Below are 25,367 nucleotides of genomic sequence, written 5' to 3'. Positions count from 1 at the left end.
CACCATTTTATAAAACGGCGTTTCTATTTATTCAAAAAGAGAGTCAGGTCTGCTACCTGGCAAAGAAAGGGGCGGTTAGCGGTAGTTCACAATCACCTGATTGCTCCGCACTTTTAACGCCGGGATAAGTCGGCCGCCGCCGGGGACTTCCCAGACAAAGCGGAGCGGCTCGACTGCGGGAACATGAGCAAAACCGTGGGTCGTGCCACTCTGACCATCAAGTTCTACGCAACGGGACTGGGAACATAAACGTACCCGTAAGCCCGCGGGGGTCGGGCCATTCAGTTCATAACGCCAGGCGACCAACGTCATCACACCGGAAACCGGCTGACGCGCCGACAATGGCGAAGACGATGCGGAAACGCCCCGGTAATTTAAGGTTACGCCCATACCGCTATCCTGCCACGCGCCTTCGCCTGCGGCCTGAACCGTCAGGGGAAAGAGCAACAATGCCAGCCATTTACGCATTATTTTCCTCCAATGGTCGCCGTCATGCGGATATGACGGTTATCGGAAAGCTCAAGGTTCGACAACACCACCAGCTGCGGTAAACTGCGCCGCAAAAAGCGGGACAATAATGGACGTAGCGCATGGTTAACCAGTAATACCGGCGGCGCGCCAAGCATCTCCTGGCGAGAAAGCGCCTCTTGCGTCTGCGCCAGCAGGCGATCCGCCAACCCCGGCTCAAGTCCACCGCCGCCCTGCAATGCCTGAAGCAGCAAACGCTCCAGCGCGGTATCCAGGCCAATCACCTGCACTTCTTCATTACCGGGGAACCACTGTTGCGTAATCGCTCGTCCTAATGCCACGCGTACCACGGCGGTTAATTCATGCGGATCGCTTTGTAACGGCGCATGTTCCGCCAGCGTTTCCAGAATGGTGCGCATATCGCGAATCGGGACTTTTTCCGCCAGTAAGTTTTGCAGGACTTTATGTAAAGTCGTGAGGGTCACGACGCCGGGGACCAGATCTTCCGTGAGTTTAGGCATCTCCTGAGAGACACGATCCAACAGTTGCTGCGCTTCCTGGCGGCCAAACAGTTCGGCGGAGAATTGGCCAATCAAGTGGTTAAGGTGCGTCGCCACAACGGTACTGGCTTCAACAACGGTAAAGCCCTGAATTTGCGCCTGCTCTTTCAGGGCGCTTTCAATCCAGATGGCATCAAGGCCAAAAGCTGGATCGACGGTTTTCTCGCCCGGTAGCGTTCCCGCCGCCGTGCCAGGGTTAATAGCCAGCCAGCGTCCCGGATAGGCGTCCCCGCTGCCAATCTCTACCCCTTTCATCAAAATACGGTAGCGCGCAGGCTGTAAATCCATATTGTCGCGAATATGGACAACCGGCGGCAGGAACCCCATATCCTGAGCGAATTTTTTACGAATACTGCGAATACGTCCGAGCAATTCGCCATCCTGTTGAAAATCCACCATCGGGATCAGGCGGTAGCCCACTTCCATGCCCAGTGAATCCTCAAGCTGTACGTCATTCCAGGTGGCTTCGACCACCGAGTTATTTTCCGGCATTTTTACCGGCTGCGGCTCCTCCGGCGCTTTTTCTTCACGCCCGCGCAGCCACCATGCCAGGCCGAGCAAAGCGGCGGTAAAGAGTAAAAATACCAGGTTAGGCATTCCTGGCACCATGCCAAGCAGCCCCAGCACCGCCGCCGCCAGCAGCATTACCCTTGGATTACTGAACAGTTGGCCAACCATCTGCTCGCCTACATCCTGATCGGTACTGACGCGGGTCACAATGACGCCCGCCGCCGTGGAGATAACCAGCGCCGGGATCTGGGCGACCAGGCCGTCGCCAATGGTCAGCAGGGTGTAGCTTTCCGCCGCGCTGCCTATGCTCATTCCGTGCTGCAATACGCCGACCAGCAGCCCGCCTACCACGTTAATGACCATGATGAGAATACCGGCGATGGCGTCGCCGCGCACAAATTTACTTGCCCCGTCCATCGAGCCGTAGAAATCGGCTTCCTGAGTGACTTCCGAACGCCGTTTTTTGGCCTCGTCTTCACCAATCAGACCGGCATTAAGATCGGCGTCAATCGCCATTTGCTTGCCGGGCATACCGTCCAGCACAAAGCGCGCGCCGACTTCGGCAATACGTCCGGCGCCTTTGGTGATGACCATGAAGTTGATAATGACGAGGATGATAAAAACCACAATCCCGATCGCGAAGTTACCGCCGACCAGGAAATGACCAAACGCCTCCACCACCTTTCCCGCCGCCGCCGCGCCGGTATGCCCTTCCATCAAAATAATGCGCGTTGAGGCTACGTTAAGCGCCAGACGCAGTAGCGTGGTAAACAGCAGAATGGTCGGAAACGCGGCAAAATCCAGAGTACGCTGGGTAAACATCGCCACCAGCAGCACCATGATCGATAGCGCAATATTAAAGGTAAACAATAAGTCGAGGATAAAAGCAGGTAGCGGCAGCACCATCATCGACAAAATCAGCAGAATGAGGATCGGCCCGGCAAGAATTTGCCATTGCGTCGATTTCAGGTTGCTGGGCAGGCGCAGCATCGCGACCAGATTAGCCATCAGTATTCTTCTCGTTCATAAAATCCAGCGCTTCTGGCACCGGAAGGTTCTCAGGTTGTGGAGGACGTTGCCCGCCCGCAAGCCGCCAGCGTTTAAGCTGCCAGACCCAGGCCAACACTTCCGCAACGGCAGCATATAACTGCCCGGGAATTTGCTGACCAATTTCGGCGTGGCGATATAATGCCCGCGCCAGCGGCGGCGCTTCTAAAGTGGGAACCCGATGTTCAGCGCCGATCTCGCGAATGCGCAGCGCTATTAATCCAGCCCCCTTCGCGACCACTTTCGGCGCGCTCATTTTGTTTTCGTCATACTGCAGCGCCACGGAATAGTGCGTCGGGTTAGTGACAATGACGTCCGCTTTCGGCACATCTTCCATCATGCGGCGCTGCGCGGCGGCGCGTTGCATCTGGCGAATTTTGCCCTTAACATGCGGATCGCCTTCGCTCTCTTTAAATTCGTCGCGAATGTCCTGTCGCGACATGCGTAATTTTTTCAGGTGGCTAAAGATCTGGAAAAACACGTCAAATCCCACCATCGGAATCACGCCCAGTACCACCAGTAACGCGCAGAGTCCAACCAGATCCAGCGCATTCCCCATTGCGACGATCGGCGACTCCGCCATCAGACGCATCATTTGCGGCCAGTTATGCCAGAGATAAAAGCCGGTAACGCAGCCGACCAGCGTGGATTTCAACACCGCTTTTAGCAGTTCCGCGCCGGTCTGCGCCGAAAACATGCGCTTAATTCCCGGCAGCGGGTTTAATTTAGAAAATTTTGGCTGTAGCGACTTACCGCTAAAAATCAGGCCGCCAAGCATAACCGGCGAGATAAGCGCCACCAGCACCACGCCCGCGATGAGCGGTAGCAGTGCCATCATCGCCGCTTTAATCAGCAAAATTATCTGCCCCAGGATCAGGTTAGGATCGTTCACCATACGGTGATCGAAGTGCAGGCCTGCTGAAAGCATTCCCGCCAGCTGCCGCGCTAACGACTCGCCGCCGAACCAAATAATACAAACGCCCACCAGCAATATCAGCAGTGAGGTCAGTTCTCTGGAACGGGGGATCTGCCCTTCTTCCCGCGCTTTTTCAAGTCGGTGGGGGGTGGGGGCTTCTGTTTTGTCGTCGTCGCTCTCTTCTGCCACGCAGCAAACCCTGGATAGATTGATAAGCGAGAATGATGCCAGAACCGCTTTACGCCAATGGGCAGAGTAAGCGGTAAAAAAGGCGGGGTTTATGGCGTTAATAGAGATAGCCGGATACGATAAGAAAGTCTCGTATCCGGCCTGGTTGACGGATTCGGACCCGATAAGCGCCGCGCCATCAGGTCAAAAAAGCTTAAAAGCCAAGACTGTCCAGCAGGTCGTCCACCTGATCCTGACTGGCAACGACGCCAGCTTTCGAAGTATCCACCTGCGGGCCGTTGAGTAAGCTTTCGTTCTCGCGTTTTGGTCGCGCGCTCTGTTCCGGGATGTTTTCCAGCAGCACCATTAACAACTGGCGCTCAATCTCCTGAATCACGTCCATCATGCGTTTGATCACCTGACCCGTCAGATCCTGGAAATCCTGCGCCATCATGATGTCCAGCAGTTGCGCGTTAGTAAAACTAGTATGGCCCGGGACATCCCTGAGAAACTGGCGCGTATCCGTCACCAGTTCACGGGCGTCGGAAAGCTCGATCGGATTGTCAAACCACTCGTCCCAACGTTGGGTTAGCGCTTTCGCCTCTTTTTCCATCGCATCCTGATGCGGCTGCGAAGCTTCGACACTGTTTAGCGCGCGTTCCGCCGCCTGCGCCGTCATCTGGACGACGTAATCCAGACGGTCGCGCGCATCAGGGATCGCCTCCGCCGCTTCGGCAATCGCCTGGTCCAGCCCCAGTTCACGCAGGCTGTCGCGCAGCATTCGGGTCAGACTACCGATGCGCGCAATGATGTCTCCTGCTGAGCCTTCATCAGCAGGCTTGATAGATGGTTGCATCATCATCGCATCCTCACATGCCCAGTTTCTCAAAGATTTTGTTGAGCTTCTCTTCCAGAGTCGCTGCGGTGAACGGTTTTACGACATAACCGCTGGCGCCAGCCTGTGCGGCGGCGATAATATTCTCTTTCTTGGCTTCCGCCGTGACCATCAACACGGGTAACGCCGACATGGCGCTATCGGCGCGAATGGTTTTCAGCAGCTCCAGGCCATCCATATTCGGCATGTTCCAGTCGGAGATAATAAAACCAAAGCCGCCCGCCTGGAGCTTGTTCAGCGCATCGACGCCGTCTTCGGCCTCTTCCACATTGTTAAATCCAAGCTCTTTTAAGAGGTTGCGCACGATACGACGCATGGTCGAAAAGTCATCCACAACCAAAAATTTAAGCTCTTTATCCGCCATAAAATACTACTCCTGGTTCAAATACGTATCGCCTGTCCGGCACTGATTTTCGCCAACATCTGCTGGCTTACCTGGCTAAGATCGACCACTTCGCTTACGCCACCCATATTGATGGCCTCGCGCGGCATGCCGAACACCACACAACTTGCTTCGTTTTGCGCAATGGTCCAGGCGCCAGCCTGGTACATCGCTAACATTCCAGCGGCGCCATCGTTGCCCATCCCCGTAAGAATGACGCCTACGGCGTTGCGCCCCGCGTGTTTCGCCACCGAATGAAACAGCACATCCACGGAAGGCCGATGCCGGTTTACCGGCGGGCCATCATGAATTTTGATTTGATAATTCGCCCCGCTACGCGCCAGCTCCATATGCTTGTCGCCGGGCGCAATGTAGGCATGACCTGGCAATACGCGTTCGCCGTCCTCGGCCTCCTTCACGCTGATTTGACAGAGTTTATTCAGGCGCTCGGCAAACGAGCGGGTAAAGCCAGGCGGCATATGCTGCGTAATAATCACTGCCGGACTGGAAAGCGGCAGCGGTTGCAGCACATGTCGGATAGCTTCAGTACCGCCCGTTGAAGCGCCGATAGCAATCAGTTTCTCCGAACTGAGGAGCGGACCGGCTTTTAAGGTTGCCGGGGCCGCCATCGGTTTATGTGCGGCGATGCGGGCCCGCGCGGCGGTACGCACTTTTTCGGCGATCATCTCGCTATACGACAGCATACCTTCACGAATGCCAAGCTGCGGTTTAGTGACAAAATCGATGGCCCCCAACTCCAGCGCCCGTAGCGTCACTTCGGAACCTTTACCGGTCAGCGAAGAGACCATAACCACCGGCATCGGTCGCAGGCGCATCAGTTTTTCCAGAAAATCGAGGCCGTCCATACGCGGCATCTCAACGTCCAGGGTCAATACGTCCGGATTAAATTTTTTAATGAGATCCCTGGCGACCAACGGGTCCGGCGCAGTCGCCACCATCTCCATGTCGCTATGGCTATTAATAATTTCGGTCATGATTTGGCGCATTAACGCGGAATCATCAACTGACAATACCCTGATTTTACTCATGCTTTATCCTTACTTAGCGCATACACCGTCTGTCCGCGCAGGCTAAACTCGCGCACGAGGTTGCTAAAGTTTTCTGAGTGACCGGCAAACAACAGTCCGTCAGGTTTAAGGAGTGGAACAAAACGGCGCAGAATGTCCTCCTGAGTCGTTTTATCAAAATAGATCATGACGTTACGGCAAAAAATCGCGTCAAAGGGACCGGGTACGTTGTACTGCTTTTCCAACAAATTAACGGAGGAAAATTCAACATAATTGGCCAGTTCCTGACGCACGCGCACCAGTCCTTCATGCGGCCCCGTACCGCGCATGAAATAACGTTGTAGCTGCTGCGGCGATAACGTTTTCAGTTCGCTGAGGCGATAAATACCGCTTCTCGCTTTTTCCAGCACTTCAGTATCAATATCGCTGGCGAATACTTTCCAGCGACCGGGGGCCATTCCCAACGCATCCGCCAGCGTAATGGCGATACTGTAAGGTTCTTCTCCTGTCGATGCCGCCGCACTCCAGACGCGGTACTCGCCGTGGCGGCGACGCGCATGTTCCGCAAGGATGGGAAAATGGTGCGCCTCGCGAAAAAAAGCGGTCAGGTTGGTAGTCAGAGCGTTGATAAAAGCCTGCCACTCAGCGCTGTTTTGGTTAGCCTCCAGCATACTGAGATAACGGCCAAAATCATCCAGTCCCAGGGTACGCAGCCGACGGACCAGGCGGTTATAAACCATATCCCGCTTATGGTCGGCCAGCACGATCCCTGCGCGCTGGTAGATTAATTGACATATCCGACGAAAATGCGCGTCGGACAGCGCGAGGCGCTGTGTCATCTGTAACAATACTGACGTTTGCCCGGAGGGCAGAGATGATGTCATAGCGCCTTCTTAATCACATTCAAAGTACAACGGGCGCGCCCTGCGGCAGCGCCATGCTTCCCGTATTACACATTTTTTGCTTTTATCTATGCGAACCAGACGAAAGGGATCGGCGGGTTCGCAAATTAATCGATAACCGACAGCACACAGCGCACGTCGATCAGAAGGTTTCCCAGTTCGCATCATCCCCGGCGGCTAAGGGCCGCGGCGTATTGCCGGACTGAGCGTCCACTGATAAACGCATCTCAGGTTTATTTACCGCCAGCGGTCGCGATGCCAGGCGGAAAGCCGATACCGCCTGGGTCAGACGGCTGGCCTGCTCTTCCAGCGCGGCGGCGGCCGCTGCGGATTCCTGAACCAGCGAGGCGTTCTGTTGCGTTACGCGATCCATTTCGGAAACGGCCAAAGCGACCTGATCGATACCCCGGCTTTGCTCATCCGAGGCGGAGGCGATTTCGCCCATGATATCCGTGACGCGCGTAACGGCATTGACGATGTCAGTCATGGTTTCCCCGGCGCTTTCCACCAGCACTGAACCGGTATCGACACGCGAGACGGAATCTTCAATCAACGCTTTTATTTCTTTCGCCGCCTGGGCGCTGCGGCTGGCCAGATTACGCACCTCGCCTGCCACGACCGCAAAACCGCGCCCCTGCTCTCCCGCGCGTGCCGCTTCTACCGCCGCGTTCAGCGCCAGAATGTTAGTCTGGAAGGCAATACCGTCGATAACGCTGATAATGTCAGCGATTTTTTTCGAACTGTCGGCAATTTCGTGCATAGTGTTTACTACGCCGTCGACCACTTTGCCGCCATGACGCGCGGTCTCGGAGGCGCTTTGCGCCAGTTGCGAAGCCTGACGGGCGTTATCGGCGTTTTGCTTCACGGTGGCCGTCAGTTGTTCCATGCTGGCCGCCGTCTCCTCCAGAGCGGAGGCCTGCTGTTCGGTACGGGAAGAGAGGTCGGTATTACCGGCGGCAATTTCACTGGTGCCGGAATAAATCGCATCCGAACCTTCACGAACCTGCGTCACGGTGTCAATCAGCGAGCGTTGCATATGTTCAACCGTTCCCGCCAGTTCGCCAATTTCATTACGTCCTGAGACGGTGAGCGTTTTCGTCAGATCGCCGCTGGCAATTTCACGGATATGAGTAATCACTCGCGCTAATGGGTTAAGCAGGGCATGACGAATGCCGAACCAAACCACCATCAAAATCAGCACCAGCACGACCGCAAGAACCCCCAGTTGCCATTGCGCAAAACGGTAGTCATGAGCGCTTTGATCAAATGTCTGGCGGTACAGGTTTTCGCTCACCCGGGCGTAATTGCCCAGCGCCTCGCCCAACGCGTTTTGCATTCCCTGGGTTGGCTGGGCGAAGTAGGCATCCATATTGCCATTGTCCAGAAACTGAATAAGTTCGGTTAATGCGGCCTGATAGCGCTGATATTTTTCATCGACGTTCGCGCTGGCCTCCGCCATCGCTGGCAATGGCGTCATGTTTTTGAAATTGGCGTAGTGCGCCGCCGCCTGTGCGAGGGTCGTTTTTGCATTCTGGAGTAAATCCGTTTTGGCGCTGCTCTGCTGGTTAGAAGCGTCCATCATCATGCGTGCGGCGGAGCGGCTCAGGTTAATGCGCGTTTGCAGCATTAAGTCCCATGTCGACGTGAGTTCGCTTTGTTGCTGGCGTAATTCGTTAGAAATAACAAAACCTTGCTGGTTATGCTGTAATGAAGAAAACAGCAAACCACCGGAAACAAGCTGTAGCAGTGCGAAAACCCCCAGCACCATCATCAGCATTGTGACAACGCGGATACGGTTAAACATAAGGCACCTTCCTGATAACGAGTTATCAACGTTATCGGCACCTGTGGTGATAACTTTACTTTTGCAAAAAGGAAATACGCTGTTCCGGAAGACGATATTGACAATAACAGCGTCGCAGCGGCGATGCCGGCGCAAAATGCAGGGGCTGGGCGCGGGCGATGAAGAGGCACTCTCACCGCTGGTGGAAGCATAACGGTGAATATTGCCGGATGGCGCGACGCCATCCGGCAACGTTATTACGCGACGTGTGATGCTGCGATATCCAGCAGCGCCATCTCTTCGCTGTTAAGCAGTTTTTCGATATTCACCAGAATCAGCATACGCTCGCCGAGCGCGCCCAATCCCGTCAAATATTCTGTTGACAAGGTCACGGCAAATTCTGGCGCCGGACGGATCTGTTCCGCCGTTAACGACAGTACGTCAGACACGCCGTCTACCACTATCCCGACGACGCGTTGCCCCAGATTCAGTACGATCACTACCGTATTGTCATCATACTCAACGTCGCCTTCACAGAATTTCACGCGCAGATCGACAATGGGTACAATCACGCCGCGCAGGTTAGTCACCCCTTTTATAAAGGCCGGTGTATTGGCGATACGCGTCACCTGGTCATAGCCACGGATCTCCTGCACTTTCAGGATATCGATGCCGTACTCTTCATTTCCCAGTGTAAACACCAGGAATTCCTGACCTGACGGCTCGCCGGCCAGTTTGCTTACATTACTCATACCGGTCATATTATTCCCTTCTCACTCAATCAGGCGGCTGTGATCGCCATACGTTGTTCGCGGTTTAAACCCTGCAATGCGGAAACATCAACAATCAGCGCGACGCTGCCGTCGCCCAGGATCGTCGCGGCGGAAATCCCCGGTACCTTGCGATAATTGCTTTCCAGATTTTTGACCACCACCTGGTGCTGACCGATGAGCTGATCGACCAGCAGCGCGTAACGGCGTCCCGCGCTTTGCAGGATCACAACAATGCCCTGCGTGGCTTCGGTTTTCGCCCCGTCCACGTCAAACACTTTCCACAATTCGACCAGCGGCAAATACTCGCCGCGAACTTCCAGAACCCGTTCGCCGCCCGCCAGCGGATGAAGATCCTCTTCACGCGGTTGCAGCGACTCCATCACCGCATTCAACGGCAGGATAAAAACTTCCCCCGCCACGCGAACCGACATCCCATCGAGGATGGCCAGCGTCAGCGGCAGCAGAATACGAATCGTGGTGCCGGAGCCTTGCTTTGACTGGATCTCAACGTGACCGCCCATCTCCTGAATGTTACGTTTCACCACATCCATGCCAACGCCGCGACCGGAGACATCCGTGACCTGTTCCGCAGTTGAGAATCCCGGCGCGAAGATCAACATGCCTACTTCATCGTCGGTCATGTTTTCATTCACCGCCATCCCCTGCGATATGGCCTTCGCCAGGATACGCTCACGGTTAAGCCCCGCGCCGTCATCGGTCACTTCAATACAAATATTCCCGCCCTGATGTTCTGCGGAAAGGATCAGGTTGCCGACAACATTTTTCCCCGCCTCAAGGCGTTTTTCCGGCATTTCAATCCCGTGGTCGAGACTGTTGCGCACCAGGTGCGTCAGCGGGTCGATAATGCGTTCGATCAGGCTTTTATCAAGTTCAGTGGAGCTCCCCACCAGCGTTAACTCTACCTGCTTGCCCAGTTTGCCCGCTAAATCGCGTACCAGACGCGGGAAACGGCTGAAGACGTACTCCATAGGCATCATGCGAATCGACATCACCGACTCTTGTAAGTCGCGGGCGTTACGTTGTAACTGACCCATACTGGTAATGAGATCGCCGTGGTTTACCGGGTCCAGCTCGTTAGAACGCTGGGCCAACATTGACTGGGTAATCACTAACTCGCCGACCAGGTTTATGAGCTGATCCACTTTCTCTACCGCCACGCGAATACTGGTGGACTCGCGTTCACGCGCAGGTTTTTCACGCCCTGCATGATGTTCATGCGCCGCGCTTTTGGCGGCTGGCGCAGCGACTGCCGGAGGTGCTACCGGCGCTACCTCGGTTTTCTCTTGCGCTTTTTCAACCGGCGCGGCGACCACTTTTTCAAAAGCGATCTGATCGGCCTCGATGACAAAACAGAGCACCGCGACAATGTCATCTTCCGCGACGCTGCCATCCAGAGTTGCCGACAGTGAATCCGTTCCCTTAACGACATCCGTCAGAGTAGCCAGATTGCCCAACTCTTCTTCAAGCAGATCGACCTCATTGGCTTTCAACCGTGAAAGTACAATGCGCAGTTTACTCTCGTCACGAGGCGATTCGGTTTCGGCTACGCTCTCTTCCTGGATCGCCGCGCTTAGTGCCGCGGTTTCTACGACCGCCGGCGTGGTTTCGCCTTTCGCCTCCAGCGCCAACTGGCGTAGCGCATTGCAGATATATTCGAAGCTTGCGGCATCCGGCTCTTCGGAGTTTTTATAGGCGTCGAGCTGTTCCTGCATAATATCTTTCGTTTCCAAAAACAGGTTGATAATGTCGGTATTGAGCTGCATTTCACCGCGTCGGGCTTCATCCAGCAGGTTTTCCATTAAATGCGTGGTTTCCTGCAGAATAGTGAAGCCGAATGTGCCCGCGCCGCCTTTAATGGAGTGCGCCGCGCGAAAAATGGCGTTCAGTTGTTCAGCGTCCGGGGATTCCGGCACCAAATCCAGCAGATGCTGCTCCATATCAGCCAACAGCTCGTCAGCTTCATCAAAAAATGTCTGATAAAAATCGCTAATATCCATGCTCACGCTATCACCTCGGTTCCGCTTTTGGCGATGTGGGTACGCTTGCCGGCGGGGCTGCCGCAGGCTGTTGTAATACACTTACCGGCTCATTCTGGCTTTCAGCGTTTTCATGCAAAATGGCCTGTTCCGCCTGTTTGTTTAACACCAGCAGGCTTATACGGCGGTTGATGGCGTCATCAGGACCGCGATCGCTCAGCCGCATCGTGGCGGCCATGCCAACCACCCGTAATACTTTTCCGTTATCCAGCCCGCCAGCGACCAGTTCGCGACGAGAGGCATTGGCGCGATCGGCGGATAACTCCCAGTTGCTATAGCCTTTTTCGCCGTTCGCGTAGGGAAAGTCATCGGTATGGCCGGCCAGGCTAATGCGATTAGGTATACCGTTTAACACTGGCGCAATCGCACGCAGGATATCGCGCATATACGGCTCAACTTCGGCGCTGCCGGTTTTAAACATAGGGCGGTTCTGGCTGTCGATAATCTGGATGCGCAACCCCTCCTGAACTAAATCAATTTTCAGATGCGGACGTAACGCGCGCAGTTTGGGATCGGATTCGATCAGTTGATCCAGATCGCCACGCAGTTTGTTTAACCGACTCTGCTCCATCCGTTTTTTCAGCTCGTCGATATTCGGCTGCTTTTCCACTTCACCCTGCTGTTGGGTGTAATCATCGCCGCCGCCTGGTATCGGGCTCTCGCTATTGGCAATCCGATTCCCCCCCGTTACCGCGGTGGCCAACGGCGTACGAAAATATTCGGCAATCTGAATTAATTCTTTAGGGCTGGAGATGGAAATCAGCCACATCACCAGAAAAAAAGCCATCATCGCCGTCATAAAATCGGCGTAGGCAATTTTCCAGGAACCGTGCGCCCCGCCGCCGTGCGGTTTGTGCCTGCGGCGTTTTACGACGACAATGGGATGAGCCTGATTTTTCATGCTTCCTCAGTCGTCTGCTGCTGGTTTGGGTTTCTCACTGCGCGAACGTGTTCTTCCAACTCAATAAATGATGGACGCTCACTGGAATAAAGCGTTTTACGTCCAAATTCCACGGCAATCGGCGGCGCATAGCCGTTCAGATTAGACAGCAGTGTAATTTTTACGCACTGCATCATCTTGGTGGTTTCGGCGCTCTTCTGGCGCAAAACGGTCGCTAACGGTGAAATGAATCCATAAGCCAGTAAAATACCGAGGAACGTACCTACCATGGCATGGGCAATCAGCGCCCCCAACTCCGCTGCCGGACGATCGGCTGAAGCCAGAGCGTGAACCACCCCCATTACCGCCGCGACGATACCAAAGGCAGGCAGCGAATCCCCCACCATCGCCAGACTGTTGGCCGGGACTTCCGCCTCGCTTTCATGGGTTTCAATCTCTTCATCCATCAACGCTTCAATTTCGAACGTATTCATGTTGCCGCTGATGATCAGGCGCAGATAATCGACAATAAAATCAAGCATTACCGCATCGGCCAGAATACGCGGATAACTGGCGAAGATTTCACTCTCTTTCGGATTTTCAATATCGCGTTCAAGGGAGAACATCCCCTGCTGGCGTGATTTGGCCATCAGACGATAGAGCAACGCCAGCAAATCCATGTACATAGATTTTGTGTATTTCGAACGACGAAATAACAACGGGATCGCTTTCATCGTGCCTTTGATGGCCTTCCCGTTGTTGCCGACAATGAACGCCCCTATCCCCGCGCCGCCAATGATGACCAGTTCAGCAGGTTGATAGAGTGCCCCAAGGTGTCCGCCGGTCATGACATAACCGCCGAAAACTGTACCGATAACCACCAGGTAACCTAATAAGATAAGCACGACATCATCCTTCCGCTGTTGACTATGACAGGATGCGCAGTCGGGCGATTAACGCGAAGGCAAGGCAAAAAAAAGCAGCGGTAATGACTTACCGCTGCTGGAGTGTTTGTCCACACCGTTTCGGTTAAACAGCCTGTTCGATCTGTTCATCCAGCAGTTGTGGAATAATATCGGCAGCATCTCGGGAAAGTTTACGTCTTTTTACTGCGCGGGATGGCGGCTGGCATAAACTACACGCAAAGCTGCCCACGGGCTGATGCGCATGGGTAATAAAGTTCCCACCGCAGCAGTTACAACTCGACAATTCAAGCAACCCACTTTCAACAAAACGCACCAGCGTCCATGCGCGAGTCAGCGCCAACAACGGCCCTTCAGGCGGTTGCGGACACTGCTCAAGATAAAGCCGATAAGCTTTAATCACCGCATCCACACCGCTGCATAAGCCGGTCTTCAGTAAAAATTGCCAGGCGTTGCAGAACATGGAGGCATGAATATTTTGCTCCCAGGTCATAAACCAGTCTGTCGAAAATGGCAGCATCCCTTTAGGCGGCGGGCTACCGCGTAATTCTTTGTACAGCCTGATGAGGCGACCACGGCTGAGCTGTGTTTCGCTTTCCAGCATTTGTAGACGAGCGCCAAGATTAATCAACTCCATCGCCAACTGGATATCGCGAGCTTCCTGAACAATGCTTTTTTCACTCATTATCATGCCCTTTTCTTACGCGCCGTATCGTCCACTTCATTGAGCAGACGCGTTGAAAGCATGATACCTGTGTGAATCTGCTGTAAGTCATCGACGCGCGAATCCTGAGTCAAACGGGTGATCGTCTGATGATCGTCAAACCGGAAATGACAAACTAACTGGTTCGTCTCCGCCAGTTTGACCATCTGCGGCAGGGTCAACGCGCCCAGTGTGTTTGCCATCTCTTCGTTGATACCGAGGCGGAACATCGCAGATGCTTTGTCCTGGACGATCAAACGCTGTGCAAGGAGTAAATATGACAAATTGATGTCATAAATGTGTTTTAGCAACTCGGATGTATGCATTGTTCCCATCCAGAATAACCAACTTTATTTTTGTGCGACGTAGCCGCACCCCGTGATGTCGCCGGGAAGGCCCGGTAAAAGAAGCAAAAAGGTCAAATGCATAGCAGCGCTCAGACATTGTGGACATTGTGACGTATAACGCAGCTTCCCACTGAGATTCGCCTTACACGTTTACATCAATTTTTACAAATGCCTAAGATTTTTCCTAATTCGACGCAACTCTACTCGTCAGCTTCGTGACATACAACGGAGCGGGACGGCGATTTTAGAAAATATGTGATGTAGATCACATAATTTAACAGAATACTTACTATAAAACCATCAGCATGGCTTTTACTTTGTTTAATTAATAACCTAATGTTCACTTTTTCTATTCCACACTGCTGAATAGGGGTACGTCAACACCAAATTCTTTTTTGTTTCTCTCTGTTAAAATAACGCCAGGATAATAGATAACAGGCTATTATTTCTATTTTAGAAACGATTCTATTTTACCTTTAGTAAACAGTGGCTTAAATATTAAACGTTATTAATTAATCTCGTCACAGCATACGCCCTCCTCTGTTAAAAATAAGCTCATTTGATTTAACTTTTAGCTTTCCTTGTTCACCCGTTTAAATAAAGCATCCTGGTGGTGTGTAAAAAGTGTCTTATGCCACGATTCTTTACATAAGAATAATTAATGATTAATTATGATGTCCTTCACATTAATGTGGCATTAGCGCATTGCAGAAATGCGCTAAACAGAGTAAAGCTAAAGCACAATCTCATATTCTTGCAATCAAGGAGCGAGTTATGAGCTACACCCATATTCTTGTCGCCGTTGCCGTCACCCCGGAAAGTCACCAGCTACTAGCTAAAGCGGTCTCTATCGCCCGCCCTGTTCAGGCGAAAGTAAGCCTGATTACTCTCGCTTCCGATCCCGAACTGTATAACCAGTTCGCCGCGCCCATGTTGGAGGATTTACGCGCGGTTATGCATGAGGAGACCGAGAATTTTCTTAAGATGCTGGGGGAAAAGGCGGATTATCCGATTGAACAAACTTTCATCGCATCAGGTGAGTTAAGCCAGCATATTTTAGCTGTGTGCCGCAAACACCATGTTGATCTGGTCATTTGCGGCAACCATAACCACAGTTTCTTTTCGCGCGCGTCCTGCTCGGCAAAAAGTGTCGTCAGCGCCAGCCAGGTAGATGTGTTGCTGGTGCCGTTAGCGGGCGACTAGTCGCCGCTCGCAATATTTCAGGCCAGCTTAGGGAACGTCGCCACGTTGTTCTGCTGCTGACGCTCAGGGCTACGCGGCGTGACCTCCTTTAGGTCATGAATAAAACGCTCCTGCCAGCGGTTAATGTCATTTTTAACGATCACGTCCAGCATTTCCGCATGGCGCGAAATACGCTCGGCAAGGGGCATCGTTAACGCACGATTGAGCGCCGCCGCCACGTCATCCCGATCGTAAGGATTGACGATTAACGCCGACGTCAGTTCATTCGCCGCGCCGGCAAACTGTGACAGTACCAATACGCCAGGATTAGCGGGGTCCTGCGCGGCGACAAACTCTTTCGCCACCAGGTTCATCCCGTCGCGCAACGGGGTGACGAGCCCGACGTCTGAATAACGGAATATCTTCATTAACAGTTTACGGTCAAAATGCTGATTCAGATAATAGAGCGGCGTCCAGCCCAATTGTCCATATTTCCCATTAATCCGGCCTGCTTCCGTCTCAAGCTGGTGGCGAATATCCTGATATGCCTGTACTTCGCCGCGTGACGTAGGCGCAATTTGGGTATAACGAATTTTTCCCCGATGCTGCGGGTAGTTTTCCAGTAGCGCTTCATACGCCAGAAAGCGTTCCGGCAGCCCTTTCGAATAATCCAGCCGCTCAACGGAAAAAATATTCTTCACATTTTTCAGTTCCGCCTTGAGCTGCGCCAGTTTAGGCGGCAACGGCCCGGCTGCCTGCAGAGCAATCTCATCGGGCTCAATACCGATAGGATACACTTCTGTCTGGAAGTCTTTACCCCACGCCATATGCTGCTTGCCGCTGCGAGTCGTGACTCGCGTTTGACTCGAAAGGCTATCCAGAAAAGCCAGGCGATCATTTTCGGTCTGGAACCCGAGCAGATCAAAGTCACACAACTGCTCCAGCAGTTCATCATGCGGCGGTAAAGCGTTAAAAATCTCCGGGGTCGGGAATGGAATATGCAGGAAAAAACCAATTCGGTTGTTCACGCCGCGTTTACGCAGCTCGCTGGCGAACGGTAACAGGTGGTAGTCATGCACCCAAATGATGTCGTTCTCTTTAATGAGGGGCAATAACTTATCCGCTAATAACGCATTCACCCGCATATAGCCTTCCCATGCAGGACGCTGAAACTGTACCAGGTCCAGACGATAATGGAACGCAGGCCAGAGAACCGCATTGGAAAATTGACAGTAATAATCTTCGTAATCTTGTTCACTCAGGTTAAACGATGCCCAGGTAATATTACCTTTTGTCACCTTTTTTAATGGCTCATCCTCGTTACCTGTCTCGCCACTCCAGCCGAACCACAACCCGCCAGCCGCTTTTAGCGCGCCAAGCACGCCAACGGCGAGGCCGCCGGCGCCGCCTTTGTTATCCGGGGGGGCAATTCGATTAGATACTACGACTAAACGACTCATAGCCATCTCTCCTGTTATTCATTACTTGTTGTTCTTGTTGTGGATAATTGATTTGCTCCAGCCAGCGCCAGACATCGGGTACGCTTTCCAGCCGCCATGCCGCCTGGGTTGCCCCGACGCCCACTTTTACGGAAATTCCGCCAGCGTGATTCACCACGCCAAAGCCAGCCTCATCGGTCAAATCGTCGCCCACAAAAACGGGAATCCGTCCCGCAAAGGGCGCCTCCTGCATAAAGGCGGCAATCGCTTCGCCTTTATTGGTTCCCTTAGGTTTGATTTCCACAACACATTTACCGGGCTGCAACGCCAGTTGCGGCCAGTGCTGCGTAACGTGTTGCGCAAGCGCCAATAGCGCCGCTTCATGTTCCGGAGCCTGACGGTAGTGCAGCGCAAACGCCATCCCCTTCGTCTCCAGCTCCGTTCCGGGCAGCGCTACAAGCGTCGAACGTAATAACGCCTCCACCTCACGGACTACCGCTTCAGGAAGGCGCACGATATGGGTTTTACCATTGATGTCACGACGCTCTGCCCCGTGAACGCCAGCGAGCGGAAAGCGAAAAGGCTTCGCCAAAGCATCCAGCTCAGTCATTGAACGCCCTGAAATCAATGCCAGTGCCCCTGCGTTGTGCGCCGCGAGACGGTCTAACAACTGAAGGATTTTATGCGGTACCACTACCTGATCGGGATGAGGCTTTATCTCTGCCAATGTGCCATCAAGGTCAAAAAAATACGCATAGTTCGCAGTGAGTTCGGGGGATACGGTTAACGGTTCTGCCACCCTGGTCTCCTCCTTATCATCATATTGAGACTCACAAACGGTCTCATTAGTCATGTAAGTATAGACAGTGTGACGCTGCTCGCCATTTAGAAAGACCATCGCCAGCCGGGGTAGCGGCTGGCGATGACGTGAAGCTATACTGTTTAGTTGAGTGTTAATTCATCAAATCGTACGCTTCGCTTTTTGCTTATAATGGTCGAAGATAACTGCTGTCAGAAGGATTCAGCCGCGAACCACATACTGTGCAAAAGGTGAAATGTTGAACAGGTTCATCGCGTTCTCCACCGTTCCTGATATCAGTACGCTCGCCACCACATATGAGACTTTTCCGAGGCCGCCTTTCAGGAATCCCCCCCTAAGACACACGCAGAAATAACGATTAACTCATAACCCAGGGAAGTCATTGACCAGCTTTAGCGTTTTTTATGTAGGGTAAAGTCAAACGATTCTTGTTAGAGAAGACGTAAAACGGTGCACTATCTTTCATTCATTAGATAAATGCTGATGGCAGGAATAGTTTTAGCGAAAAATGACATAACCCAGAGCGAATTCATCAGCCAAAAGGCAGGAAAGCCAGCACATTAATCCATAACATCAGCCAGCTAATCCTTACGGCCTTGGGTGAATAACGATTACCAGGAATAATAGATATGTTCAGCCTGTTCGCGAACCGGCGCATCGTCTCCCAGCAGTCTGGCGGAAAGGGTTAGCGCGAAATCAAAGACATGCCCCAAGCCTTTGCCGCTAATTAAATTACCATCTTCAACAACGGGCGCATCCACATAGACACCTTCCGGAACCGCTTTCCACAGGTCGCCGGAACAGACATAACGACGCCCCTTCAGCAATCCGTGAGCACCCAGCACCCTTGCCGCCGCGGAACAGATAGGACAAATTAATTTGCCTGCCGCATCATGACGCGCAACGAAAGCGATCACCGCCGGATTAGCCGCCAGATTAGCGCTCCCCTGCGGACCGCCCGGCAGCACTACCGCATCGAAAAGCGCCTGCTGGCGTTCACTCAGCGTGCTGTCCGCAACCATAGGAATATCATGGTAACTCACCACCGCCCGTGATTCAGCACACGCCAGCGTTTCGACGTCGATATGCAAACGTCGCAGAATATCAAGAGTAACAATGGCCTCTGCTTCTTCAAATCCTGGTGCCAACAGCACCGCGACCTTTTTCATTGACTGCTCCTTGTTAACGAGTCACCCATCAAAACTGCGCTCAACCGAATAACGTACTCGTATGATTAATGACATTAAAAATGATCTACCGCAAAATCGGCTAGTTTATAAAAACAGGCATATTTGCTCTCAACCGTTTATGCGTGTGATATCCAGACTGACTAATGTTTATTTTATTGAAATTACCATACTTGAAAGGCTCACCCCATGATCTGAAACAATGTTTCATAAATTAGAAATCTATATAATATCATTTAACTTTCAAACAGTTGAAACTACTCCACACCAAAAATCATTACACCTGAAAAAATCACACCGCTGAAAATGTAAAAAAAGATAAACAATGGCATTTAAGGATTTTCTTATTTTTATTGACGCGCTATTCTCATTACCGATCGATAAACAGGAAATGAGATCGCATAAGGGACTGGCGGAACGGAGTTCTTCTGCTAAGAGTATTTATTGTGCATAGATGATAGATGTAAGAAAGTGACAACGGCCCGTTGCATTCTCGTCTGTCATGCACATCAACACTTTCTGGAAATAAGGATATTGTTATGGCAGCTGTAGGAATGGTTCAAAAGCTCAACACGCCAATGAACCTTGAGTTTTACGCATCAAATCTTTACCTCCATCTAAGCGAATGGTGTTCTGAACACAGTTTAACAGGCACCGCCACCTTTCTTCGTACCCAGGCGCAAGGCAACGTGACGCAAATGATGCGCATGTTTAATTTTATGAAAAACGCCGGTGCCACCCCTATCGTTAAAGCCATTGATGTTCCGGGTGAAGAGCTCTGCTCTCTGGAAGAATTGTTCCAGAAAACCCTGGAGGATTATCAGCAACGCGCCAGCACGCTGTCGCGTCTGGCAGATGAAGCGAAAGCGCTGAATGATGCCTCAACGCTCGATTTTCTCCATACCCTGGAAAAAGAGCAGCAGCAGGATGGCGTACTTTTACAAACTATTCTCGAAGAAGTTCGCAGCGCTAAACGAGCAGGGTTATGCCTGGCGCAAACCGATCAGCATCTCCTTAACGTCGTGACCTATCAGCATCACTGATAGCGGCACCCCGAGCGACAATATTGAGACGTTATTAGCCGGATAGCAACGCGAAGCAGCTTATCCGGCCTACACCGTTTCTGATCTGTTTGCCAGAGGTGGCGCCTGTCGCTACTGGCGTATTATCGGCACATCATGCCAGCCGACAGGCGCGAAACGTCTCTGGCTTGTCCGGGCATTACCCCAGCATCTCACGTACAAACGCTTCTATTTCTTTATTCTGGCCGTTTTCAAACAAACATTGCTGGAAACGCGGCCCTGAAACCGCCGTTTTAACCAGTTCAGGATCGATAGCCCGCAGTGTATCCAGATAATTCTCTTTGACGACCGCGGCCTTAACCTGGTTCAAAATGCCCGCATTGCGTACCTGCGGCGCTTTGCGCTCAGGCGGATACCCCTCTCCTTTACGCCCGGTAAACGCTTTTTCAAAGATGAAACGCACGTTCAGCTCAGCGCCCCAGCCAAAGCCTTTCGCAAATGGCAGGGACAACGCATTGCCGTTGTTGATCTGCGCAAACAGAAAAGCATCTGCCGGATCGATGCAATAGCCACAAATGACACCTGGATGAATATTTAACGACATCAGCGCGCCCTGACCGGTGCCACAGCCAGTAACCACAAAATCAACCGCGTTTGCATTAAGCAGAATACTTGCCATGATGCCTAAATGAATGTACGTCAGGTGATGGTCATTTTCGTCGCACATGCCGACGTTAAAAACGGGAAATCCCTTTTCATTGGCGACGGCGCTAAGTTCGTTATAAATGATGGCATTTTTGCTGGCCTGGCTATTTTCCATCATCAGTGCAATTTTCATCCTGTTCCTCCTGAATGCAGACGGTCTTGCCTGCGTAAATCATGACGTTTTGCCCACACTACACATTTGCGAACACACATTCAAATTTAATGAAATGAGGTTTCATTAAATGAAAAGACGCTCACACATTTTCTGTTCCTGCTGTAAATCCCTGCCGTTACCTTTAATCAAGGCGAATCCGTAAGTTATTCCAGCCATTGACGGTGCAAGACACGAGGTAGCATGGTCTGATACCGAACTGTCGGAGCGATTTTATGAAGCCTCTTATTTTTACTCTTTCACTGCTAGCCCTGACGGGATGCACCATTACTCGACAAGCGCAGGTCAGCGAAGCCAGCCCGATAAGCGGCATCGTGCGCCTGACGTATAACCAGCCGCTATTTTTTACTTCACGGACAGATGACTATGTATCTCACGGGACCGCAACACGCGAATGCCAGCAGATGGGCTATGCCGATGCCGTTTCGTTTGGTCAGCCGGTAGGAACCTGTAGCATTTATGCGGGCTCGTTGTGTCTGAACACCCGATTTACCCTCTCCTGGCAGTGCCGGGGCGTTGCCGTCCCGCAAATCATGCCGCTTTATTATTAAGGCGGCTGGCTTAACGCCGACACCATGTACAATGGAGGAGAGTGCAAGATCGCTATTGCCAGCATGAAGGTGCTGGCTTTCCTTTATTTTTATACCCTATACACTGGCGTTAATGCGTTTTATTCCCATTCGTATTTTTAATAATTAAATTTAATATTTTACCTTTTGCAAATAATAAAATAACAAATTATAGTGGCGCCACATTACTGTATATCTTTTGCTATTTGTGGAGCGGAACCATGCTGAAAACGGAAATGATCGACAAACTGAATGAGCAAATGAATCTGGAGTTGTACTCCTCCCTGCTCTATCAACAAATGAGCGCGTGGTGTAGCTATCACAGTTTTGAAGGCGCGGCCGCATTTCTTCGTCGCCATGCGCAAGAAGAGATGACGCATATGCAGCGCCTGTTTGACTACCTTACCGATACCGGAAGCCTGCCGCGCATTAATACCGTTTCTTCGCCCTTCGCTGAGTACACCTCACTGGATGAGCTGTTCCGCGCGACCTATGAGCATGAGCAGCTTATTACGCAAAAAATTAATGAACTGGCTCATGCCGCAATGACCAGCCAGGATTATCCGACATTTAATTTCTTGCAGTGGTATGTGGCAGAACAGCATGAAGAAGAAAAACTGTTCAAATCTATTATTGATAAATTAACGCTGGCGGGAAAAAGCGGCGAAGGGCTTTATTTCATTGATAAAGAACTCTCCACACTGGATACGCAAAATTAATCCAACACGTCCTTACACGGTGAGACGAGCTCTCACCGTGGCGTATTAGTGGCGGCAGATTTTACTCTCATGCGTTGAAAAACCGTCCTCCACGGCAATAAACTTTCCTTTCGCCGCCAGAAACGCGACCAGTTCCGCCGCCGTCATATCTGACGCTGAACAGGTGTGAAATCGTGCCCGCTCGCCAAAGCGCGCTTTTATTGCCGCCTCCAGCGAGGTATGCGTGTACTGCTCGCCAGACTCAATCATCATGTTGAGCACTTCGTGACCGTGAATGGAATCCATAACTCCTCCTGAATAAAACTCGTAGCCTAATGTGTCCTTGTGCGAGCGACTTTGCGCTAGCGCAGGTTTGCGGCGGTTATCCGCGTCTCTTCCCATATTCGCTTTTATGCCCGGAACTGTAAATTTTACAGTACACCCATTGTAACGACCATTTGACGAAAATAGCGTAATGCCTTACCCTGCGCCGCGGATATCACCGTTCTTTGTTACCGGGGTAGTAGAAAGCGTGAAAAACAGAACTCTGGGCAGTATTTTTATCGTGGCAGGCACCACTATCGGCGCCGGGATGCTGGCAATGCCGCTGGCAGCGGCTGGCGTTGGTTTCAGCGTCACGCTGGGATTGTTGATTGGCCTGTGGGCGCTGATGTGTTATACCGCGCTACTATTACTGGAGGTATATCAACACGTTCCGGCAGATACCGGGCTGGGTTCGTTGGCAAAACGCTATCTTGGACGTTACGGACAGTGGCTTACGGGATTCAGTATGATGTTCTTAATGTATGCGCTCACCGCCGCCTACATTTCCGGAGCCGGAGAATTACTGGCATCCAGTATTAATAACTGGCTTGGCGCCACGCTCTCGCCCGCTGCCGGGGTGCTGCTGTTCACCTTTGTTGCCGGTGGGGTGGTGTGTGTGGGCACCTCGCTGGTCGACCTTTTTAACCGCTTCCTGTTTAGCGCAAAGATCATTTTTCTGGTCATCATGCTTGCGTTGCTCACGCCACATATTCATAAAGTAAATCTTCTTACGCTTCCTTTACAGCAGGGGCTGGCGTTATCCGCCATACCGGTCATTTTCACCTCGTTTGGTTTTCACGGAAGCGTACCGAGTATTGTGAGTTATATGAACGGCAACATTCGCCGGCTGCGTTGGGTCTTTATGACGGGTAGTGCCATTCCGTTAGTGGCCTATATTTTTTGGCAGCTCGCCACGCTGGGAAGTATCGACTCGCCGACATTCAGAGGGCTACTGGCCAGCCATGCCGGGTTAAATGGCCTGCTGCAGGCACTCAGAGAAGTGGTCGCTTCGCCACATGTCGAACTGGCGGTCCACCTGTTCGCCGATCTGGCGCTGGCGACCTCTTTTCTGGGCGTAGCGCTAGGATTATTTGATTACCTGGCCGATCTATTCCAGCGCCGCAGTACGGTGTCCGGACGTCTGCAAACCGGGCTGATTACCTTTCTGCCGCCGCTGGCGTTTGCGCTTTTCTACCCACGTGGATTTGTGATGGCATTAGGCTATGCCGGCGTAGCGCTGGCAGTGCTGGCACTGCTCATCCCTGCCATGCTGGTCTGGCAGTGCCGTAAACAGAGCCCTCAGGCGGGATATCGTGTGGCAGGCGGCACCCCAGCGCTGGCGCTGGTGTTTATCTGCGGCATTATCGTGATTGGCGTCCAGTTTTCGATCGCACTGGGGTTCCTGCCCGATCCAGGTTAATGCCAGGCAAAGATTACCGGGCCCGGACGCCGTCCAGGCTCGATAATCATCACGCTATGGCCGTTTACGAGCCATTAATGCAGGCAGCACTGCTTAAATTTTTTGCCGCTCCCGCATGGACAAGGATCGTTACGCCCCACTTTCACCTCTGCTTTTATCGGCATCTGTAGCGGCGTCGTGTGCGGATGCGCCATCCACCAGGCATGAAGCTCAAGCGCCGCGATACGGATAGCGTCAACGCTTTTATCGAACGCTTCCGGGCTCATTTTATCCAACAGCGCAAAGTTTTCTTCAGTGCCGTGTAAGGCAATCGCTTCCAGCGCCGGTTTTAGCGTATCCGGCAAGTCAGACCAGTCGGACAGCGACACTCCGCGCATGTAACCAAAGCACCATTCTTCAACAATCGTTAATTCATGGCCATCAACTTCTCGCAGGCCAAACAGCGGCTCGAACTGTTCTGGATAATCTTCAAGCCGGGCGGCTGTGTCCGCCATGTGCTGGAACACCAGATCCATAAATCGCGTCATTTCTTTTTCAGATGTCCAGCGCGGTACGTACGCGGGTCCCCCCCATATCGCGACCAGCCACTGTTCCGGCTCGATGGGACGCGGAGAACTTAGTACCGCAGTAATCAGACCGTCCAGCTCCGCGACATCCAAAATGGCCTGATCGGTATTGTATTTCGTCAGCACATCATCCAGCCATTCCAGCTCGTTCTCGTTTAATGGTTCCATTTTCATAACGCTTTTCCTCAGTGATGACTTCCGCCTGTAGGCCTCTTACATTGCAGCGGATAAAAATAATTTTTTTGCAGGCAGTTTGGATGGCAACCATCAGGGGCCAGATTAACACGAAATGAGGAGGATTCCGGAAGTTAACGCACAAAAGGAGGATCAGGGCGCAGATTTTCCGCCAGGAAACGCTCGCCCCACACAAAAGCGAGAGATGGGTTTCTCGCTATATTATACTCATGCTAACTTATACCACCGCCGCGGACAGATAAAACCGCCCTCTCAAATAGAGCTTATTTTCAGTAAAAAAGTGTTTAATGAGTTCGTCTACCGCTTCTCTGTCAGCAGAAAAGGTTATTTCCATAAACAGCGTATCGTACCCTATTTTGATATTTTTTTTCTTACAGTAAACACGGATCTCATCCTGCACACTCAGCAACGGCAGGCTAAATGTGTATAGCGGTTGCGGTTCTTTTTTCGCCGCTTTCTCAAAAACTTTAGTGACCAGATCCCCAAGATCGCGCTCTGACCGGGCACCGTTATTAAAATGCAATAAATTACGTCTTTTTACCACCCAGCCTCCAGCCAGATACCGCCAACAATAACTCTCACTTCAATGTGTGAGGCACATAATCACATCCAGAATCAGCTCCAGATAGTATTTCAAATAAACAGCCCGCACTATAGCGCATACTTTTTTCAGACACAGTTTACAGGGATACTCTCTTTATATCCACGCGCACGGTTGCCTTAATC

General features: G+C 52.1%; 27 protein-coding genes and 1 pseudogene. 6 read left to right on the top strand and 22 right to left on the bottom strand.

Features of this window, described 5'->3' with window-relative positions; all coding sequences use genetic code 11:
* Positions 1-75 precede the first annotated feature (75 nt).
* The 14 genes from flhE to flhD all read right to left on the bottom strand — a co-directional run bounded on the left by flhE (position 76) and on the right by flhD (position 14,321).
* Positions 76-468 carry a flagellar protein FlhE gene (flhE, locus tag LCS67_RS09465; RefSeq protein ID WP_001233619.1) on the bottom strand — a complete coding sequence of 131 codons (393 nt, stop codon included), beginning with the start codon at positions 466-468 and terminating at the stop codon, positions 76-78.
* Complete coding sequence (gene flhA, locus LCS67_RS09460; RefSeq protein ID WP_000002386.1) at positions 468-2,546, bottom strand: flagellar biosynthesis protein FlhA; 2,079 nt, start codon at positions 2,544-2,546, stop codon at positions 468-470. Before flhA ends, flhE begins: the two co-directional genes overlap by 1 nt.
* Positions 2,539-3,690, bottom strand: coding sequence for a flagellar biosynthesis protein FlhB (flhB, locus tag LCS67_RS09455; protein ID WP_000797084.1), 1,152 nt, complete (start codon positions 3,688-3,690; stop codon positions 2,539-2,541). Before flhB ends, flhA begins: the two co-directional genes overlap by 8 nt.
* A gap of 193 nt (positions 3,691-3,883) precedes the next feature.
* Positions 3,884-4,528 (bottom strand): protein phosphatase CheZ, encoded by a 645-nt coding sequence (gene cheZ / locus LCS67_RS09450; RefSeq protein ID WP_000983586.1) that lies wholly within the window; start codon positions 4,526-4,528, stop codon positions 3,884-3,886.
* A 10-nt stretch (positions 4,529-4,538) separates the two neighbouring features.
* Entirely contained in the window at positions 4,539-4,928 is a 390-nt protein-coding gene (cheY, locus tag LCS67_RS09445) for a chemotaxis response regulator CheY (protein WP_000763861.1), read from the bottom strand.
* A 17-nt stretch (positions 4,929-4,945) separates the two neighbouring features.
* A complete protein-coding gene (gene cheB, locus LCS67_RS09440) occupies positions 4,946-5,995 on the bottom strand; it encodes a protein-glutamate methylesterase/protein glutamine deamidase (protein WP_000036404.1) in 1,050 nt (349 codons plus the stop codon).
* The gene (cheR, locus tag LCS67_RS09435; RefSeq protein ID WP_000204370.1) at positions 5,992-6,858 is read right to left on the bottom strand and encodes a protein-glutamate O-methyltransferase CheR; all 867 of its coding nucleotides are present in this window, start codon (positions 6,856-6,858) and stop codon (positions 5,992-5,994) included. The genes cheB and cheR overlap by 4 nt, the downstream gene beginning before the upstream one ends.
* A gap of 160 nt (positions 6,859-7,018) precedes the next feature.
* Positions 7,019-8,680 carry a methyl-accepting chemotaxis protein II gene (tar, locus tag LCS67_RS09430; RefSeq protein WP_000483279.1) on the bottom strand — a complete coding sequence of 554 codons (1,662 nt, stop codon included), beginning with the start codon at positions 8,678-8,680 and terminating at the stop codon, positions 7,019-7,021.
* A gap of 236 nt (positions 8,681-8,916) precedes the next feature.
* Positions 8,917-9,420, bottom strand: coding sequence for a chemotaxis protein CheW (gene cheW, locus LCS67_RS09425; protein WP_000147295.1), 504 nt, complete (start codon positions 9,418-9,420; stop codon positions 8,917-8,919).
* Between the two features lie 20 nt (positions 9,421-9,440).
* Positions 9,441-11,456, bottom strand: a complete 2,016-nt coding sequence (gene cheA, locus LCS67_RS09420; RefSeq protein WP_000061310.1) for a chemotaxis protein CheA — start codon at positions 11,454-11,456, stop codon at positions 9,441-9,443.
* A gap of 4 nt (positions 11,457-11,460) precedes the next feature.
* Positions 11,461-12,390 (bottom strand): flagellar motor protein MotB, encoded by a 930-nt coding sequence (gene motB / locus LCS67_RS09415; protein WP_000795653.1) that lies wholly within the window; start codon positions 12,388-12,390, stop codon positions 11,461-11,463.
* Positions 12,387-13,274, bottom strand: a complete 888-nt coding sequence (gene motA / locus LCS67_RS09410; RefSeq protein ID WP_000906312.1) for a flagellar motor stator protein MotA — start codon at positions 13,272-13,274, stop codon at positions 12,387-12,389. The genes motB and motA overlap by 4 nt, the downstream gene beginning before the upstream one ends.
* Positions 13,275-13,398: 124 nt before the next feature.
* A complete protein-coding gene (flhC, locus tag LCS67_RS09405; protein ID WP_000605987.1) occupies positions 13,399-13,983 on the bottom strand; it encodes a flagellar transcriptional regulator FlhC in 585 nt (194 codons plus the stop codon).
* The gene (gene flhD / locus LCS67_RS09400) at positions 13,980-14,321 is read right to left on the bottom strand and encodes a flagellar transcriptional regulator FlhD (protein WP_001518146.1); all 342 of its coding nucleotides are present in this window, start codon (positions 14,319-14,321) and stop codon (positions 13,980-13,982) included. The genes flhC and flhD overlap by 4 nt, the downstream gene beginning before the upstream one ends.
* 682 nt (positions 14,322-15,003) lie before the next feature.
* Here flhD and LCS67_RS09395 point away from each other — a divergent pair.
* Both LCS67_RS09395 and uspC read left to right on the top strand, forming a co-directional pair.
* On the top strand, positions 15,004-15,120 hold the full coding sequence (locus LCS67_RS09395) for a hypothetical protein (protein WP_001604673.1): 117 nt from the start codon (positions 15,004-15,006) through the stop codon (positions 15,118-15,120).
* Positions 15,117-15,545 carry a universal stress protein UspC gene (gene uspC, locus LCS67_RS09390; RefSeq protein WP_080097093.1) on the top strand — a complete coding sequence of 143 codons (429 nt, stop codon included), beginning with the start codon at positions 15,117-15,119 and terminating at the stop codon, positions 15,543-15,545. The genes LCS67_RS09395 and uspC overlap by 4 nt, the downstream gene beginning before the upstream one ends.
* A 17-nt stretch (positions 15,546-15,562) precedes the next feature.
* On the opposite strand, the gene otsA is transcribed toward uspC, so the two are convergent.
* The 4 genes and pseudogenes from otsA to LCS67_RS09370 all read right to left on the bottom strand — a co-directional run bounded on the left by otsA (position 15,563) and on the right by LCS67_RS09370 (position 18,952).
* Positions 15,563-16,984, bottom strand: coding sequence for an alpha,alpha-trehalose-phosphate synthase (gene otsA, locus LCS67_RS09385; protein ID WP_000089046.1), 1,422 nt, complete (start codon positions 16,982-16,984; stop codon positions 15,563-15,565).
* Complete coding sequence (gene otsB, locus LCS67_RS09380; RefSeq protein WP_000840114.1) at positions 16,959-17,762, bottom strand: trehalose-phosphatase; 804 nt, start codon at positions 17,760-17,762, stop codon at positions 16,959-16,961. The genes otsA and otsB overlap by 26 nt, the downstream gene beginning before the upstream one ends.
* Before the next feature lie 222 nt (positions 17,763-17,984).
* A pseudogene (araH, locus tag LCS67_RS09375) lies at positions 17,985-18,166 on the bottom strand (L-arabinose ABC transporter permease AraH); the annotation flags it as partial.
* Between the two features lie 228 nt (positions 18,167-18,394).
* Positions 18,395-18,952: a DJ-1/PfpI family protein gene (locus LCS67_RS09370; RefSeq protein ID WP_031567997.1), complete on the bottom strand. Its 558-nt coding sequence runs from the start codon at positions 18,950-18,952 to the stop codon at positions 18,395-18,397.
* A gap of 557 nt (positions 18,953-19,509) precedes the next feature.
* On the opposite strand from LCS67_RS09370, the gene LCS67_RS09365 reads away from it, so the two are divergent.
* Positions 19,510-20,013, top strand: coding sequence for a non-heme ferritin-like protein (locus LCS67_RS09365; protein WP_000741707.1), 504 nt, complete (start codon positions 19,510-19,512; stop codon positions 20,011-20,013).
* A gap of 178 nt (positions 20,014-20,191) precedes the next feature.
* Here LCS67_RS09365 and LCS67_RS09360 read toward each other — a convergent pair whose 3' ends face one another.
* The gene (locus tag LCS67_RS09360) at positions 20,192-20,830 is read right to left on the bottom strand and encodes an RpiB/LacA/LacB family sugar-phosphate isomerase (RefSeq protein WP_000684804.1); all 639 of its coding nucleotides are present in this window, start codon (positions 20,828-20,830) and stop codon (positions 20,192-20,194) included.
* A gap of 254 nt (positions 20,831-21,084) precedes the next feature.
* Here LCS67_RS09360 and LCS67_RS09355 point away from each other — a divergent pair, with 254 nt between their 5' ends.
* The gene (locus LCS67_RS09355) at positions 21,085-21,420 is read left to right on the top strand and encodes a YecR-like lipofamily protein (protein WP_000803229.1); all 336 of its coding nucleotides are present in this window, start codon (positions 21,085-21,087) and stop codon (positions 21,418-21,420) included.
* A gap of 239 nt (positions 21,421-21,659) precedes the next feature.
* The gene (gene ftnA, locus LCS67_RS09350; protein ID WP_000920619.1) at positions 21,660-22,157 is read left to right on the top strand and encodes a non-heme ferritin; all 498 of its coding nucleotides are present in this window, start codon (positions 21,660-21,662) and stop codon (positions 22,155-22,157) included.
* A gap of 45 nt (positions 22,158-22,202) precedes the next feature.
* Here ftnA and LCS67_RS09345 read toward each other — a convergent pair whose 3' ends face one another.
* Positions 22,203-22,442 (bottom strand): YecH family metal-binding protein, encoded by a 240-nt coding sequence (locus LCS67_RS09345; RefSeq protein ID WP_000377238.1) that lies wholly within the window; start codon positions 22,440-22,442, stop codon positions 22,203-22,205.
* Between the two features lie 226 nt (positions 22,443-22,668).
* Here LCS67_RS09345 and tyrP point away from each other — a divergent pair, with 226 nt between their 5' ends.
* The gene (tyrP, locus tag LCS67_RS09340) at positions 22,669-23,880 is read left to right on the top strand and encodes a tyrosine transporter TyrP (protein ID WP_023219655.1); all 1,212 of its coding nucleotides are present in this window, start codon (positions 22,669-22,671) and stop codon (positions 23,878-23,880) included.
* Positions 23,881-23,954: 74 nt separating this feature from the next.
* Here the strand turns inward: tyrP and LCS67_RS09335 are convergent, their stop codons facing one another.
* Together LCS67_RS09335 and LCS67_RS09330 are read right to left on the bottom strand one after the other, a co-directional pair.
* Positions 23,955-24,620, bottom strand: coding sequence for a YecA family protein (locus tag LCS67_RS09335; RefSeq protein WP_000781521.1), 666 nt, complete (start codon positions 24,618-24,620; stop codon positions 23,955-23,957).
* 238 nt (positions 24,621-24,858) lie between these two features.
* On the bottom strand, positions 24,859-25,185 hold the full coding sequence (locus tag LCS67_RS09330; protein WP_000240837.1) for a glucose-6-phosphate dehydrogenase: 327 nt from the start codon (positions 25,183-25,185) through the stop codon (positions 24,859-24,861).
* Positions 25,186-25,367: the final 182 nt, after the last annotated feature.

This window comes from Salmonella sp. A7 (assembly GCF_020181675.1).
GTDB lineage: Bacteria > Pseudomonadota > Gammaproteobacteria > Enterobacterales > Enterobacteriaceae > Salmonella > Salmonella enterica.
The sequence above is the reverse complement of the archived record's forward strand: the minus strand, read 5'-3'. Positions and strand labels throughout refer to the sequence as shown.